Source organism: Enterobacter cloacae complex sp. 397G4, from assembly GCF_050031515.1.
GTDB lineage: Bacteria > Pseudomonadota > Gammaproteobacteria > Enterobacterales > Enterobacteriaceae > Enterobacter > Enterobacter hormaechei_C.
Window position 1 is genome coordinate 4,592,593 of the sequence record NZ_JBLGWE010000001.1, and the last position, 14,232, is coordinate 4,606,824.

The window sequence follows — 14,232 nt, forward strand, 5'->3', positions numbered from 1 at the left end:
GGGTGCTGACCGATCCCCGCTTTACGGCTGAAGTTGAAATCACCGTTCCGTTCCACGACGTCGATATGATGGGCGTGGTGTGGCACGGCAACTACTTCCGCTACTTTGAGATTGCCCGCGAAGCGCTGCTCAACCAGTTTGATTACGGCTATCGCCAGATGAAAGCGTCCGGCTACGTCTGGCCGGTGGTGGATACCCGGGTGAAATACCGCGACGCGGTGACCTTCGAGCAGCGCATTCGCGTCCGCGCCCACATTGAAGAGGTTGAAAACCGTCTGCGCATCGCCTATCAAATCTTCGACTCGCAAACCGGGAAACGCACCACCACCGGCTACACCATTCAGGTGGCGGTGGAAGAAGCAAGCCGGGAGATGTGCTTTGTCAGCCCGGCCATTCTGTTCGAACGCATGGGGATCGCGCCATGAAATGGATAACGCTACTCGCGCTGCTGGTAAGCCCGCTGGTGAACGCGATCACGCTGGATGAACTGCAACAGCGGTTTGCGGAGCAACCGGTGGTGCGCGCACACTTCGAACAGACCCGCACGATCAAGGACATGCCCCAGCCCCTGCGCTCGCAGGGGGAGATGCTGATCGCCCGTGACAATGGCCTGCTGTGGGATCAAAAAGCGCCGTTCCCGATGACGCTGCTGCTGGATGACAAACGGATGGTGCAGATCGTCAACGGTCAGTCGCCGCAGACCATTACCGCCGACACTAACCCGCAGATGTTCCAGTTCAACCATCTGCTGCGGGCGCTGTTCCAGGCCGACCGCAAGGTGCTGGAAGAGAACTTCCGCGTCGATTTCAAAGATCTGGGTGAAGGCCGCTGGTCACTGGTGCTGACGCCCGTCACCACGCCGCTGGACAAGATTTTCTCCACCCTTGATTTGAAGGGCGCGATCTATCTGGAATCCATTCGCCTGAACGATAAGCAGGGCGACACGACGGATATCGCCCTCTCCCGCCACCAACTGACGCCCGCCCGCCTGACCGATGCAGAACGCCAGCGCTTTGCCGCACCGTAACGCCCTGCGCCCGGCGCTGCTGTGGGCCGCGGTATGCCTGATCCTGCTGGGCGTGCTGCTGTCGCTGCTGCCCGGCGCGCGGCTGAACATCAGCGTGCTCGCCATGCTGCCGAAACAGACGCTCGGCGCGATCCCTCCCGCTCTCAACGACGGATTTATGCAGCGCCTCGACCGCCAGCTCATCTGGCTGGTCAGCCCCGGCAAACAGCCGGACCCGCGCGTGGCGCAGCAGTGGTTAACCCTGCTGCAACGCAGTCAGGCGCTGAGTGTCGTAAAAGGTCCGCTGGATGCCGCCGGGCAACAGGCCTGGGGAGATTTCTTCTGGCAACACCGCAATGGCCTGGTCGATCCGGCCACCCGCGCCCGCCTGCAAAACGGCGGTCAAGCACAGGCCCAGTGGATCCTGTCCCAGCTCTACTCCGCCTTTTCCGGCGTGAGCGGCAAGGAGCTGCAAAACGATCCGCTGATGCTGATGCGCGGCGCGCAGCTCGCACTGGCGAAAAACAGCCAGAAGATGCAGCTGATGGACGGCTGGCTGGTGACAAAAGACGCGGCCGGGAACTACTGGTATCTGCTGCACGGCGAGCTGGCGGGCTCGTCGTTTGATATGCAGCAAACCCACCAGCTGGTGACCACCCTTAACGCGTTGCAGCAGACGCTGAAAAGCCAGTATCCACAGGCGCAGCTGCTCTCGCGCGGGACGGTGTTCTACAGCGATTACGCCAGCCAGCAGGCTAAAAAGGATATTTCCACGCTTGGCGTCGCCACGGTGCTCGGGGTGATCCTGCTGATTGTGTCGGTGTTTCGCTCCGTGCGTCCGCTGCTGCTGAGCCTGCTCTCCATTGCCATCGGCGCGCTGGCGGGGACGGTCGTGACGCTGCTGCTGTTCGGTGAACTGCACCTGATGACGCTGGTGATGAGCATGAGCATCATCGGCATCTCGGCGGACTATACGATTTACTACCTCACGGAGCGGATGGTGCACGGCGCGGAACACTCGCCCTGGCAAAGCCTGGCGAAAGTACGTAACGCGCTGCTGCTGGCGCTGCTGACCACCGTCGTGGCGTATCTCTTCATGATGCTGGCCCCCTTCCCCGGCATTCGTCAGATGGCGGTGTTCGCCGCCGCAGGGCTGAGCGCCTCGTGCCTGACGGTAATGTTCTGGCATCCGTGGCTGTGCCGGGGCATGCCGGTCCGCCCGGTCCCCCTGAGCGGGATGATGCAGCGCTGGCTGAACGCCTGGCGCGACGGTAAAGCCCTCTCTGTCGGGCTGCCGGTAGCGCTGGCGCTGCTCTCCGCCATCGGGATCGCCAGCCTGCGGGTGGATGACGATATCGCCCGGCTTCAGGCGCTGCCGCAGGACATTCTGGCGCAGGAAAAAACCATCACCGCCCTGACCGGGCAAAATGTCGATCAGAAGTGGTTCGTGGTGTACGGCGCGTCGGCTCAGGAAACGCTGGAGCGGCTGGAAACGTTTACCCCTGCGCTGGCGCAGGCGCAAAAAGCCGGTGAATTAACCCGCTGGCGCACCCTGCGGCTGAACTCGCTGGCGCGGCAGAACAGCGATCTGCATCTTCTGCGTAACGCCGCACCGACGGTGATGAAAATGCTGCAAAGCACGGGGCTGAACGCCGTCCCACCGAACCTGAACGCCATGCCTGTCAGCGTGGAAGCGTGGCTCGCCAGCCCGGCCAGCGAGGGCTGGCGTTTGCTGTGGCTGACGCTGCCGGACGGCAAAAGCGGTGTGCTGGTCCCGGTCGATGGCGTCAGAAACAGCGCCGCGCTCGGTGAGCTGGCCGCCCGCCATCCCGGGGTCGTCTGGGTTGACCGTAAGGCCAGCTTCGACAGCCTGTTTGCGCTCTACCGCTCGCTGCTGACGGGGCTGCTGGGCGTGGCGCTGGCGGTGATTGCCTGCGGCGCGATGCTACGCCTCGGCTGGCGAAAAGGGCTGGTGGCGCTGGTGCCGTCCGTGCTGTCGCTGGCCGGCGGGCTGGCGGCGCTGGCCATGACGGGCCATCCGGTGAACCTGTTTTCCCTGCTGGCGCTGGTGCTGGTCCTCGGCATTGGCATTAACTACACGCTGTTTTTCAGCAACCCGCGCGGCACGCCGCTGACCTCCATGCTGGCGATTACCCTCGCCATGATGACTACCCTGCTGACGCTGGGGATGCTGGTGTTCAGCACCACTCAGGCCATCAGCAGCTTTGGCATTGTGCTGGTGAGCGGTATCTTCACCGCGTTCCTGCTCGCCCCGCTGGCGATGCCGTCTAACAAAGAGAACTTACCATGACCCGTTTCATTCGCCTGGCGGCAGTGATGATGGCCCTGTTGCTGGCGGGGTGTAGCCATACGACGAACCGCGATGACGCGAGCCCTCAGGCCTGGCTCCAGCCCGGCACCCGCGTCACGCTGCCCCCGCCGGGCATCACGCCTGCCATCCGCGCGCAGCAGTTGCTTACCGGCAGTTTTAAAGGCCAGACCCAGTCGCTGCTGGTAATGCTGAACGCCGATGAAAATAAAGTGACGCTTGCCGGCCTCTCCTCCGTCGGGATCCGCCTGTTCCTCGCCACCTACGACAACACCGGGATCCACACCGAGCAGTCGGTTGTGATGCCGCAGCTGCCGCCCGCCAGCCAGGTGCTGGCCGACGTGATGCTGAGCCACTGGCCGCTCAGCGCCTGGCAGCCGCAGTTGCCGAAAGGCTGGACGCTGAACGATACTGACACCAGACGCGAACTGCGCAACCCCGATGGCAAACTGGTCACGGAAATTGTCTACCTGAACCGTAACGGCAGGCGCGATCCGATTAGCATTGTGCAGCACGCTTTTCACTACCACATCACCATTCAATATCTGGGTGACTGAGATGATTTACCTTTCTGCCGTTGGCATGGTCAACGCGCTCGGCAACTCGGCTGATGAAATAGCGGCGAACCTGATCGCTGGCGTGGCCCCCGGGATGCGCCAGCGTGCGGGCTGGCTACAGGGCTTACCCGAGGCCGTGCTGGGGGGCGTGGAGGGTGAACTACCCCCTGTCCCCGAGTCTTTTTCCGCCCATCGCAGCCGCAACAACCAGCTGCTGCTGGCGGCGCTGGCGCAAATCCGGCCCGCCGTCGATGCGGCCATTGCGCGCGTGGGACGCGACCGCGTGGCGGTTGTGCTGGGCACCAGCACCTCCGGGCTGGACGAGGGTGATGAGTACGTGCGCCGCGCGCAGAACGGCGAGCGCAGCCCGCAGTGGCAATATCCGCAGCAGGAGCTGGGCGATCCGTCGCGCTTTCTCGCCCGCTGGCTAGCGCTGGACGGCCCGGCGTATACTATCTCAACCGCCTGCTCCTCCAGCGCGCGGGCGATCGTCAGCGGTCGGCGCCTGATCGACGCCGGGCTGGTGGACGTCGCCATCGTCGGCGGGGCCGACAGCCTGAGCCGCATGCCGGTCAACGGCTTCAACAGCCTGGAGTCCTTCTCCCCAACCCTGTGCGAACCGTTTGGCCGCAACCGCCGGGGGATCACCATTGGCGAAGCGGCGGCACTGATGGTGCTGACCCGCGAGCCGGGCGAGGTTGCGCTCCTGGGCGCGGGGGAATCCAGCGATGCGTACCATATTTCCGCCCCGCATCCGCAGGGCGAAGGGGCGATCCGCGCCATCAACCAGGCGCTGAACGAGGCGGGCATGACGGCGGCGGACGTCGGTTATATCAACCTGCACGGCACCGCCACGCCGCTGAACGATCGCATTGAGGCGCAGGTGATCCACGATCTCTTTGGCGACCGCGTGCCGTGCAGCTCCACGAAACATCTTACCGGCCACACGCTGGGCGCAGCGGGGATCACCGAGGCCGCCCTGAGCTGGCTGATCCTGACCCGAGACCTGCCGCTGCCGCCGCAGGATTTTTCCCGCTACGCGCCAGACGACACCCTGCCCGCCTTCGGCCTGCTGCACCAGAGCGCACCGCTGAATAAACCGGCGATCCTGTCAAACTCCTTCGCGTTTGGCGGCAACAACGCCAGCCTTCTGCTGGGGAGGGTATGATGCGCTACTTACCTCCCGGGGATTATCTTCCTCACGACACGCCGATGCTGCTGCTTGAGAGCGTGGAAAACGTCACCGATGACCGCGCCGTTTGCAGCGTGACGGTGAACGATCGGGGCGTTCTGGCTCCGTTCCTGGACGCGGACGGCAACCTGCCTGGCTGGTTTGCGCTGGAGCTGATGGCCCAGACCGTGGGCGTCTGGTCTGAATGGCACCGGATGCAAAAAGGGCTGCCGCACTGTGCGCTGGGCATGGTGCTGGGCGCGCGCGAGCTGGTGTGCGACGCAGGGCATTTTGCCGCAGGCAGCACGCTGATCATCACCATCGAACGTCTGATGCAGGATGAACGCTTTGGCAGCTTCGAGTGCACCATTCATGCGGATAGTGTCTCCCTCGCCACGGGCCGCGTGAACACCTTCCAGCCGAGCGAGGAAGAATTAACCACACTTTTCAACCAGGGAACACCATCATGAGATCCGTACTGGTCACCGGCGCCAGCAAAGGCATTGGCCGCGCTATCGCCCTTCAGCTTGCGGCGGACGGTTTCACCGTCGGCGTGCATTACCATCGTGATGAAGCGGGCGCGCAGGAGACGCTGGAAGCGATTGTCCAGGCAGGCGGCGCGGGCCGTTTACTCACCTTCGACGTGGGCAACCGCGAGCAGTGCCGCACGGTGCTGGAACAGGAGATCGCTGACCACGGCGCGTGGTATGGCGTGGTCAGTAACGCCGGTATTACCCGCGACGGTGCTTTTCCGGCGCTCAGCGACGATGACTGGGACAGCGTGATCCACACCAATCTCGACAGTTTTTATAACGTCATTCATCCCTGCATTATGCCGATGATCGGCACCCGCAAGGGCGGGCGGATCATCACCCTGTCGTCGGTGTCAGGCATTATGGGCAACCGTGGGCAGGTGAACTACAGCGCGGCGAAAGCCGGGATCATCGGCGCCACCAAAGCGCTCGCCACCGAGCTGGCAAAACGCAAAATCACCGTCAACTGCATCGCGCCGGGGCTGATCGATACCGGCATGATCGAGATGGACGAAGCCGCGCTGCACGCGGCGATGTCGATGATCCCGATGCAGCGTATGGGCCAGGCCGAGGAGGTCGCCGGGCTGGCGAGTTACCTGATGTCGGATAAAGCAGGCTATGTGACGCGTCAGGTGATTTCGATTAACGGAGGCATGCTATGACCCGCCGGGTAGTGATTACGGGCATGGGCGGCGTCACCGCGTTCGGCGAGGACTGGCCGACCATCTCGCGCCGTCTGCGCGAGTATGAAAATGCGGTGCGAACCATGACGGAGTGGCAGGCGTATGACGGCCTGCAAACCCTGCTCGCCGCGCCGATTGAAGACTTCACTCTCCCCGCTCACTATACCCGTAAGCGCATTCGCGCCATGGGCCGGGTGTCGCTGCTCTCTACCCGCGCCACCGAGCTGGCGCTGGAGCAGGCGGGACTGATCGACGACGCGGTGCTGACCAACGGTCAGACCGGCATCGCCTACGGCTCGTCGACCGGCAGCACCGGGCCGGTCAGCGAGTTTGCCTCTATGCTCACCGAAAAGCACACCCACAACATCACCGGCACCACCTACGTGCAGATGATGCCGCACACCACGGCGGTGAATACCGGGCTGTTCTTTGGCCTGCGCGGACGGGTGATCCCCACCTCGAGCGCCTGTACCTCTGGCAGCCAGGCGATTGGCTACGCCTGGGAAGCGATTCGTCACGGCTACCAGACGGTGATGGTGGCAGGCGGCGCGGAAGAGCTGTGCCCGTCGGAAGCGGCGGTTTTCGATACCCTGTTTGCCACCAGCCAGCGTAACGACGCGCCAAAAACCACGCCGTCGCCGTTTGACGTTCAGCGCGATGGTCTGGTGATTGGCGAAGGGGCGGGCACGCTGGTGCTGGAAGCGCTGGATCACGCCAGAGCGCGCGGGGCGACAATCTATGGCGAGATCGTGGGCTTTGCCACTAACTGCGATGCGGCGCACATCACCCAGCCCCAGCGTGAAACCATGCAGGTGTGTATGGCGCAGTCGCTGGCGATGGCGGGCCTTGGCCCTCAGGAGATTGGCTACATTTCTGCCCACGGCACGGCAACCGATCGCGGGGACATCGCCGAGAGTCAGGCGACCGCCGCCATTTTCGGCGACAGCGTGCCCATCTCTTCCTTAAAGAGTTATTTCGGCCATACCCTGGGTGCCTGCGGCGCACTGGAAGCCTTGCTGAGTCTGCACATGATGCGGGAGGGCTGGTTCACGCCAACGCTCAATTTAAGACAACCGGATGAGCAATGCGGCGCTTTAGATTATATTATGGGGGAAACCCGCCCGATTGATTGCGAATTTATTCAGAGCAATAACTTTGCCTTTGGCGGCATCAATACCTCGATAATCATTAAACGCTGGGCGTAACTATGTACCAGTTTGTACTGGGAAAGATCTCCACCCTTAGCGCGGACCCGCTGGCGTCAACGCTCGCAGACATGGCACCTCAGGGTGCACGACACGCTTCCTGGCTTGCAGGCCGGACGCTGCTCGCCAGAACCTTATCCCCGTCACCGCTTCCCGAGATAATTTACGGCGAGCAGGGAAAACCGGCCTTCGCTAACGGCCATCCGCTGTGGTTTAACCTGAGCCACAGCGGGGACGACATTGCCCTGCTGATGAGCGATGAAGGTGAAGTGGGCTGCGATATCGAAGTGATCCGCCCGCGGGAGAACTGGCAGGCGCTGGCGAATGCCGTTTTCAGCCTCACCGAACATGACGAGCTGGAACGTGAAGCGCCGGAAGAGCAGCTTTCCGCATTCTGGCGCATCTGGACGCGCAAAGAGGCAATCGTCAAACAGCGTGGCGGCAGCGCGTGGCAGATTGTCAGTATTGACAGCACCGCCCAGACCCTCCCGGTCAGTCAGCTACGCTTCGGCTCGCTGAGCCTGGCGGTCTGTACCCCTACGCCTTTCACCTTAACGGCGGAAGCGGTTACTTACTCCGGTATTTCTGCGGCATAAAAATGACCAGCACGCCGAGTATAATCAAGCCGACGCCCGCCAGCCCGCGCCAGGAAAAGTGTTCTCCCCAGCCGGGCAGTAAAATTGCAGCACTCCACACCAGGATGTAACTGAGGCTCAGCAAGGCATACGCTCTGCTGAGCGCCATACGATGCAATGCCAGATACCAGCAGCCCATTGAGGCGCTATAGCCTGTCAGCCCCAGCATCAGCGCGCCCGTACCGGGGGCTATATGCCAGAGGGCTGCCCAGAAAGCGTCGCCCATCGGGGGCAGCGTTAACATCGCATGACGCAGCAGCAGCTGCGCCACGCTGACTAACACTACGCTGCATAACGCCCAACACGCACCGTTCACAGGCTTCCTCCCAGCAAAATAACCCCGACGATAATCAACCCGACGCCCAGCCAGTGACGTAGCGGGACAGGCTCATGCCAGACGATTTTTGCCGCCAGCGTTACCCAGACAAAGTTAAGGCTCAGCATGGGGTACGCCACCCCGACGGGCAGATGCTGCAATACCACCAGCCAGGCAACCATCCCGCCACCCAGCATCAGCAGGGCCAGCCCAAGCCACAGGGCGACCTGCTGACCGCCGCCTGCCCGGGTCGCCTGTTTCTGGCACAGTTGACCTGCGCAGCTCAACAGGCTTGCCAGCACCAGCCAGATCCAGGCCATCACTGCGGCAGATATTGCAGGTAAGCCAGACGCCCCTGAATCGTCAGGTTGTCCGGTTTTGGCAGCCCGGCGCGGGCCAGGTCGTCGTTTTTCGACAGCAGGATCACCAGCGACACCGGTCCCTGCTGACGATGCGCTTCAAGCCAGTGCGCGATATCATCTTTGCTCACAAAACGCCCCTTAGCGTCCGGATAATCCAGACCGTATTTCAGCTCACCGCTCTGCCCATACAAAATGATGTCATTACGCTGAAGCTCCCACGCCAGCCCGGAGGCTATACCAACGTTGTTCGCCAGGACGAATTTACTCATCTGCAATGGCTCGCGAACGGAATCCACCAGCGACTGCGGCTGTTTGGAATCCACTACCCGGTCCGGGATCGCAAAACCCACCAGCAGGGCCAGCCCGGCAGGGCAAAGCGCCGCCAGCCACCAGCGCTGCGGATTTTTAAGGGTAAACCAGCCCACCGAGGCCCAGATAAGAAAAGCCAGTACCGCACAGAAGAGTTTGTACATCTCGACCGATGTCCACGGCGAGGCTACCAGCGCCGCCAGCATGCCAAGCACGCCAAACGCGATATTGATCCCACCGTTAATACGTAACGCTTTTTCGGCGACGGTGCAGGCGTAGCGCGCCATCAGGATCGCCAGCGGCGCAAAGCACGGCAGGATATAGGTCGGCAGCTTGCCTTTGGCGATGCTGAAGAACAGCAGCGGCATCACTATCCAGCCCAGCAGATAAAGCCCCGCCCTCTCGTTTTCTCTGTCTCGCCATCCCAGGCGTAGCGCGCTCGGCAGCATCGCCAGCCACGGCAGACTTCCCGCGATGAGGAACGGCAGATAGTACCAGAACGGCGCTTTATGCTGGGCATCGCTCCGGGCAAAGCGCTGGATATGCTCCACCCAGAAGAAGTAACGCCAGAAATCGGGTTCACGCTGAGCAATTGCCAGCCCCCAGGGGAGGACGATAAGTACGCAGCTGAGGATCGCCAGCCAGCCGAAAACCAGCACCTCCTTCCAGCGTCGTTGCGCAATCACCCACGGCAGCACGCCAATCACCGGTACCGCCAGCGCCAGGAAGCCTTTGGTCATGACGCCCATGCCGCAGGCCAGCCCCAGCAGAATGTAGCCCCCCGCTTTTCCGGCTATCGTTTTCGCCTGCGAAGCCAGCCAGAAGCTGCACATAGCCGCCACCAGCCAGAGGGTGATAATGGGATCCAGCACGGCGTAGGTGCCGATGCCATAGACCAGGAACAGGGTTAAGAAGATCAGGCCGGAGAAGATCGCCACCCGCTTATCCTGCCAGAGACGCCAGGCCAGCCAGATCACCAGCAGCGCCGTCAGCCCGGTGCCGAATATCGCCCCCGCGCGAACGGCAAAATTGGTGTGTCCAAATAGCCATTGCCCGATGCTGTTCACCCAGTAACCGGCAATGGGTTTTTCAAAGTAACGCAGCCCGAGGAAATGCGGGACCACCCAATCGCCGGAGGCCAGCATTTCGCGGCTGATTTCCGCATAGCGCGTCTCATCTGGCTGCCATAACAGGCGAAGGTTGACCGGAAGGAGGTAGTAAACGACAAACAGGGCGAGAAGCGTCAGGCCATAGCGGGCTGTTTTCATAGTGCCGGGCTCACGGTTTGTTGATAGCCAAGCCAGCCTTCCCGGCCAGCCATTTCACGACGGACGATTTTTCCCAGGGGCAGCGTGCCAGGATCCTCCGGCAACAGCTGGCTTAACGGGCAGAACTGAATGCCTTCCTGCGCCGCCAGCGCAAGCAACGCGTCGAAATCCTGCTGATACGCAATGCCTTCCACTTCGGCATGGATGGTATAAACCGGCGCCCGGCATCGCGGTGCATCGCATCCAGAATGTAACGGTTAAACCTGTCGGCACTCACCTCGCGCCCGACCACTTCATCCCACGTCGGAAGGGTGACCGGAATCTGCACCGTGCCGGTTCGGTTTTCCCCCAGCAGCGGTAAAAACGGTCCGGTGCCCCGGCAATCGCTGTTGTAGCGAAAGGCAAAGTGTTCTTTGGCCTTCACCACGCGCTGGTCGGCCCGCCATCCCGCCACGGCGGAACAGCGCACAGGCTGGCCGGTAATGGCTTCCAGCTCCAGCACGCCGCGCTCAACCTCACGCGCCAGGCGGGGGATATCCCACACGCCCGCCCAGGCCTGCCAGGCATGGTGATCCCAGGCGTGCAGCCCCACTTCATGATGCTGCGCGGCCTTGCAGATGATCGCTTCATTTTCCGCGCCGATGCGCCTGCCGGGCCATGCGGTTCCGGCCAACAGGATATCCCAGCCGTAGAGCGATGCCGCGCGCGAGCGCAGCATTTTGTACAGAAAGGCCGGTTTAACCAGGCGCCACAGATGACGCCCCATGTTGTCTGGCCCGACGCTGAAGAAAAGCGTCGCGCGCACGTCGTGCTTGCTCAGCAGTTCCAGCAGCCGCGGCACACCCTCACGCGTGCCGCGAAAGGTGTCGACGTCAATGCGTAAACCGACCTTTTTCATGATGCCTGTTCCGACAGCTCCACGGTGCGCAGGAAGAAGTCGAGCGTTTCATCAATGGTCTGCTCCATCTTCACCGTCGGCGTCCAGTTCAGGCAGCGCTTCGCATTGCGGATGCTCGGCTTGCGGTGCTCAACGTCCTGATAACCCTTGCCGTAGTAGCTGCTGCTCTCCACTTCGCGGAAACCGGCAAACGGCGGGAACTGGCTGCGCAGCGGGTGACGTTCAAAGCTTGCCAGCAGCATTTCCGCCAGCTCGCGGATGCTCGCTTCGTTGTCCGGGTTACCGATGTTGATGATCTCTCCGTTACAGCGGCCGTCTTTGTTTTCGATGATGCGGAACAGCGCTTCAATACCGTCGCTGATATCGGTGAAGCAACGTTTCTGTTTGCCACCTTCAATCAGCTTAATGGGCGAACCTTCCACCAGGTTGAGGATCAGCTGGGTGATGGCGCGGGAGCTGCCTATACGCGCGGCGTTCAGGTTGTCCAGGCGCGGCCCCATCCAGTTAAACGGACGGAACAGGGTAAAGCGTAGCCCCTCTTTCTCGCCGTAGGCCCAAATCACGCGATCCAGCAGCTGCTTGGAGACGGAGTAGATCCAGCGCTGCTTGTTAATCGGCCCGACCACCAGACTGGAGGTGTCTTCATCGAAGTTATTGTCGGTACACATGCCGTACACTTCCGACGTCGACGGGAAGATGATGCGCTTATCGTATTTCACGCAGTCGCGGATAATCTTCAGGTTCTCTTCGAAATCGAGTTCGAACACGCGCAGCGGGTTACGGGTGTATTCAATCGGGGTGGCAATCGCCACCAGCGGCAGCACCACGTCACATTTTTTGATGTGGTACTCGATCCATTCGGAATGGATGCTGATGTCCCCTTCAACGAAGTGGAAACGGGGATTAGTGAGGAATCGACCGATCGCATCGGATCCGATATCGAGACCGTAGATCTCGTAATTGTCGTCTTCCAGCAGCCGTTCGGTCAGATGGTTACCGATAAACCCGTTTACGCCGAGGATTAAGACGCGCGTGCGGCGTTTGATCGCCACCACCGGCGCGCTGGTGATCAGCGCCCCCGCCACCAGCCCCAGAGACTGCGCCAGCTGCGCCCCCTGCACGTACAGCCCGTTATCCGTTTGTCCGGTGACGATCTCCAGCGCCTGCTCGCCGCAGCTCACAATCAGCGGAGAGACGGAGACGACGGTGCCCGGTTTTGCCGCCGGAATGTCCTCACGCACGCGGGATTTCCAGACGATAAATTTACTGACCCCGGCGAAGCTGTACGCGCCCGGCCACGGGTCGGTCACGGCGCGCACCAGGTTATGCAGCTGACGCGCCGGTTTCGCCCAGTCCAGTCGCCCGTCCTCCGGCGTGCGGCGACCAAAACTGCTTGCCTTGCTTTCGTCCTGCGCGGTTTCGGTAAAAGTCCCCTGACGGATGGTCGGCAGCGCGTCGCGAAGCAGGCTTTGCGCGGCGATGCAGAGCTTGTGGTGCAGCTCCAGCGCCGTTTCATCAGCGCCAATGCCCACTTTCAGCTGTGCCACGATACCGCCCGCATCGGCACGGCGTACCATTTTGTGCAGCGTTACGCCGGTTTCCATTTCACCGTTAACCAGCGCCCAGTTCAGCGGCGCACGGCCACGGTAGGCAGGCAGCAGCGAGCCGTGCAGGTTAAATGCGCCTTTTGTCGCCACGCTCAGGATGTCGTCGCAAAGCAGATTGCGGTAGTAGAAAGAGAAAATCACGTCCGGCGCAAGCTTCTGAATACGATCCACCCACAGCGGATGGTTCACATCGTCCGGGGCGTAAACCGGAATACCGTGTTCAGCCGCAATACGCGCCACCGAGCCGAAGAAGTGGTTTTCCCCGGCAACATCCGGATGGGTGAAGATGGCGGTAATGTCGAAGCCTGCGTCCAGCAAGGCTTGCGTGCCCGTGCAACCCATATCGTGATAGGCAAAGACGACGGTTTTCATGGGTGGTTTTCCTCTTGAGATGCCAGGTGCTCCTGACGGACAACACGTTGAATAAAATAGCGCGGACGCGCGCGAACATCGTTGTAAATACGGCCAATGTACTCACCCAGCAGACCCATACCGATGAACTGGGCGCCAATGAACGTGAACAGCACGGCAAACAGCATAAAGACCCCTTCCGCCGCCCACTGGGGACCAAAGACCAGCCGCAGAACGACCAGCAGAACGGAAAGCGCAAACCCGGCCAGCGCGATAACGCTGCCGAACACGCTCAGCAGGCGCAGCGGCGTGGTGGTCAGGCAGGTGATCAGGTCGTACATCAGGTTGATGAGACGCATGAAGCTGTACTTTGACTCCCCGTGCTCGCGCTCGGCGTGCAGCACCGGGATCTCCGTCGCTTTACGGGCAAAGGTGTTCGCCAGAATCGGAATGAAGGTGCTGCGCTCATGGCAGTGCAGCATGGCGTCGACGATGTGGCGGCGATAGGCGCGCAGCATGCAGCCGTAGTCGCCCATCGCTTTACCGGTGGTGCGCTGGATCAGACGGTTGATGGTGCGAGACGCCAGCTTACGGAACAGGCTGTCCTGGCGGTTTTGCCGCACGGTGCCGACCACGTCGTAGCCTTCGTCGGCTTTGGCGACCAGACGCGGGATCTCTTCCGGCGGGTTTTGCAGATCAGCATCCAGGGTAATCACCAGATCTCCCGTAACGTGGCTGAACCCGGCCATAATTGCCGAGTGCTGGCCGTAGTTACGGTTGAGCAGTACGGCAACAATGTGGCTGCCCTCCGCCTGCGCGGTGTCGGTCAGCATCCGCGCGGAATTGTCGCTGCTGCCGTCGTCAACCAGCAGAATTTCATAAGCTTTGCCGAGCGTCTCGCAGGCGGCAGTCGTGCGGCGGATCAGTTCCGGCAGGCTCTCCTGCTCGTTATAGACCGGGATCACCACGGAAACTTTTTGTACAGGCGGCGCACTGAACATA

14 protein-coding genes and 1 pseudogene are annotated in these 14,232 nt (G+C 61.7%); 9 read left to right on the forward strand and 6 right to left on the reverse strand.

Translation table 11 applies throughout. The features are described 5' to 3' along the window. Positions 1-2 precede the first annotated feature (2 nt). The 9 genes from ACQG1Y_RS22190 to acpT are packed head-to-tail and all read left to right on the forward strand — an operon-like array spanning position 3 to position 8,080. Positions 3-425, forward strand: a complete 423-nt coding sequence (locus ACQG1Y_RS22190) for an acyl-CoA thioesterase (protein ID WP_045344696.1) — start codon at positions 3-5, stop codon at positions 423-425. Continuing rightward, a complete protein-coding gene (locus ACQG1Y_RS22195) occupies positions 422-1,027 on the forward strand; it encodes an outer membrane lipoprotein carrier protein LolA (RefSeq protein ID WP_015571489.1) in 606 nt (201 codons plus the stop codon). Before ACQG1Y_RS22190 ends, ACQG1Y_RS22195 begins: the two co-directional genes overlap by 4 nt. Next, positions 996-3,317: an MMPL family transporter gene (locus ACQG1Y_RS22200; protein ID WP_368740868.1), complete on the forward strand. Its 2,322-nt coding sequence runs from the start codon at positions 996-998 to the stop codon at positions 3,315-3,317. The genes ACQG1Y_RS22195 and ACQG1Y_RS22200 overlap by 32 nt, the downstream gene beginning before the upstream one ends. After that, entirely contained in the window at positions 3,314-3,892 is a 579-nt protein-coding gene (locus tag ACQG1Y_RS22205; RefSeq protein WP_368740867.1) for a DUF3261 domain-containing protein, read from the forward strand. The genes ACQG1Y_RS22200 and ACQG1Y_RS22205 overlap by 4 nt, the downstream gene beginning before the upstream one ends. A 1-nt stretch (position 3,893) precedes the next feature. Then, complete coding sequence (locus ACQG1Y_RS22210) at positions 3,894-5,060, forward strand: beta-ketoacyl-[acyl-carrier-protein] synthase family protein (RefSeq protein WP_252000541.1); 1,167 nt, start codon at positions 3,894-3,896, stop codon at positions 5,058-5,060. Next, positions 5,057-5,533 carry a 3-hydroxy-fatty acyl-ACP dehydratase gene (locus ACQG1Y_RS22215; RefSeq protein ID WP_100160639.1) on the forward strand — a complete coding sequence of 159 codons (477 nt, stop codon included), beginning with the start codon at positions 5,057-5,059 and terminating at the stop codon, positions 5,531-5,533. The genes ACQG1Y_RS22210 and ACQG1Y_RS22215 overlap by 4 nt, the downstream gene beginning before the upstream one ends. Beyond that, on the forward strand, positions 5,527-6,258 hold the full coding sequence (locus ACQG1Y_RS22220) for a 3-ketoacyl-ACP reductase FabG2 (protein ID WP_026094333.1): 732 nt from the start codon (positions 5,527-5,529) through the stop codon (positions 6,256-6,258). The genes ACQG1Y_RS22215 and ACQG1Y_RS22220 overlap by 7 nt, the downstream gene beginning before the upstream one ends. Next, positions 6,255-7,484: a beta-ketoacyl-ACP synthase gene (locus ACQG1Y_RS22225; RefSeq protein ID WP_017384107.1), complete on the forward strand. Its 1,230-nt coding sequence runs from the start codon at positions 6,255-6,257 to the stop codon at positions 7,482-7,484. The genes ACQG1Y_RS22220 and ACQG1Y_RS22225 overlap by 4 nt, the downstream gene beginning before the upstream one ends. Positions 7,485-7,486: 2 nt before the next feature. Further along, positions 7,487-8,080, forward strand: coding sequence for a 4'-phosphopantetheinyl transferase AcpT (acpT, locus tag ACQG1Y_RS22230; RefSeq protein WP_015571496.1), 594 nt, complete (start codon positions 7,487-7,489; stop codon positions 8,078-8,080). Here the strand turns inward: acpT and arnF are convergent. The 6 genes and pseudogenes from arnF to arnC all read right to left on the reverse strand — a co-directional run bounded on the left by arnF (position 8,052) and on the right by arnC (position 14,231). Then, on the reverse strand, positions 8,052-8,435 hold the full coding sequence (arnF, locus tag ACQG1Y_RS22235) for a 4-amino-4-deoxy-L-arabinose-phosphoundecaprenol flippase subunit ArnF (RefSeq protein WP_368740866.1): 384 nt from the start codon (positions 8,433-8,435) through the stop codon (positions 8,052-8,054). The genes acpT and arnF overlap by 29 nt on opposite strands. Continuing rightward, positions 8,432-8,755: a 4-amino-4-deoxy-L-arabinose-phosphoundecaprenol flippase subunit ArnE gene (gene arnE, locus ACQG1Y_RS22240; protein WP_015571497.1), complete on the reverse strand. Its 324-nt coding sequence runs from the start codon at positions 8,753-8,755 to the stop codon at positions 8,432-8,434. The genes arnF and arnE overlap by 4 nt, the downstream gene beginning before the upstream one ends. Beyond that, positions 8,755-10,374: a lipid IV(A) 4-amino-4-deoxy-L-arabinosyltransferase gene (gene arnT / locus ACQG1Y_RS22245; protein ID WP_368740865.1), complete on the reverse strand. Its 1,620-nt coding sequence runs from the start codon at positions 10,372-10,374 to the stop codon at positions 8,755-8,757. Before arnT ends, arnE begins: the two co-directional genes overlap by 1 nt. Beyond that, positions 10,371-11,272, reverse strand: a pseudogene (gene arnD, locus ACQG1Y_RS22250) (4-deoxy-4-formamido-L-arabinose-phosphoundecaprenol deformylase). Before arnD ends, arnT begins: the two are co-directional and overlap by 4 nt. Next, positions 11,269-13,251, reverse strand: a complete 1,983-nt coding sequence (arnA, locus tag ACQG1Y_RS22255) for a bifunctional UDP-4-amino-4-deoxy-L-arabinose formyltransferase/UDP-glucuronic acid oxidase ArnA (protein WP_033488086.1) — start codon at positions 13,249-13,251, stop codon at positions 11,269-11,271. Before arnA ends, arnD begins: the two are co-directional and overlap by 4 nt. Next, on the reverse strand, positions 13,248-14,231 hold the full coding sequence (gene arnC / locus ACQG1Y_RS22260; RefSeq protein ID WP_045348748.1) for an undecaprenyl-phosphate 4-deoxy-4-formamido-L-arabinose transferase: 984 nt from the start codon (positions 14,229-14,231) through the stop codon (positions 13,248-13,250). The genes arnA and arnC overlap by 4 nt, the downstream gene beginning before the upstream one ends. Position 14,232: the final 1 nt, after the last annotated feature.

Bases quoted from the DNA above. Each gene is read 5' to 3' on its own strand.
- ACQG1Y_RS22200 (WP_368740868.1), top strand. From the start codon at position 996: ATGCAGAACGCCAGCGCTTTGCCGCACCGTAACGCCCTGCGCCCGGCG.
- arnC (WP_045348748.1), bottom strand. From the start codon at position 14,231: ATGTTCAGTGCGCCGCCTGTACAAAAAGTTTCCGTGGTGATCCCGGTC.
- ACQG1Y_RS22215 (WP_100160639.1), top strand. From the start codon at position 5,057: ATGATGCGCTACTTACCTCCCGGGGATTATCTTCCTCACGACACGCCG.
- ACQG1Y_RS22210 (WP_252000541.1), top strand. From the start codon at position 3,894: ATGATTTACCTTTCTGCCGTTGGCATGGTCAACGCGCTCGGCAACTCG.
- acpT (WP_015571496.1), top strand. From the start codon at position 7,487: ATGTACCAGTTTGTACTGGGAAAGATCTCCACCCTTAGCGCGGACCCG.
- arnT (WP_368740865.1), bottom strand. From the start codon at position 10,374: ATGAAAACAGCCCGCTATGGCCTGACGCTTCTCGCCCTGTTTGTCGTT.
- ACQG1Y_RS22195 (WP_015571489.1), top strand. From the start codon at position 422: ATGAAATGGATAACGCTACTCGCGCTGCTGGTAAGCCCGCTGGTGAAC.
- arnA (WP_033488086.1), bottom strand. From the start codon at position 13,251: ATGAAAACCGTCGTCTTTGCCTATCACGATATGGGTTGCACGGGCACG.
- ACQG1Y_RS22225 (WP_017384107.1), top strand. From the start codon at position 6,255: ATGACCCGCCGGGTAGTGATTACGGGCATGGGCGGCGTCACCGCGTTC.
- ACQG1Y_RS22205 (WP_368740867.1), top strand. From the start codon at position 3,314: ATGACCCGTTTCATTCGCCTGGCGGCAGTGATGATGGCCCTGTTGCTG.
- arnE (WP_015571497.1), bottom strand. From the start codon at position 8,755: ATGGCCTGGATCTGGCTGGTGCTGGCAAGCCTGTTGAGCTGCGCAGGT.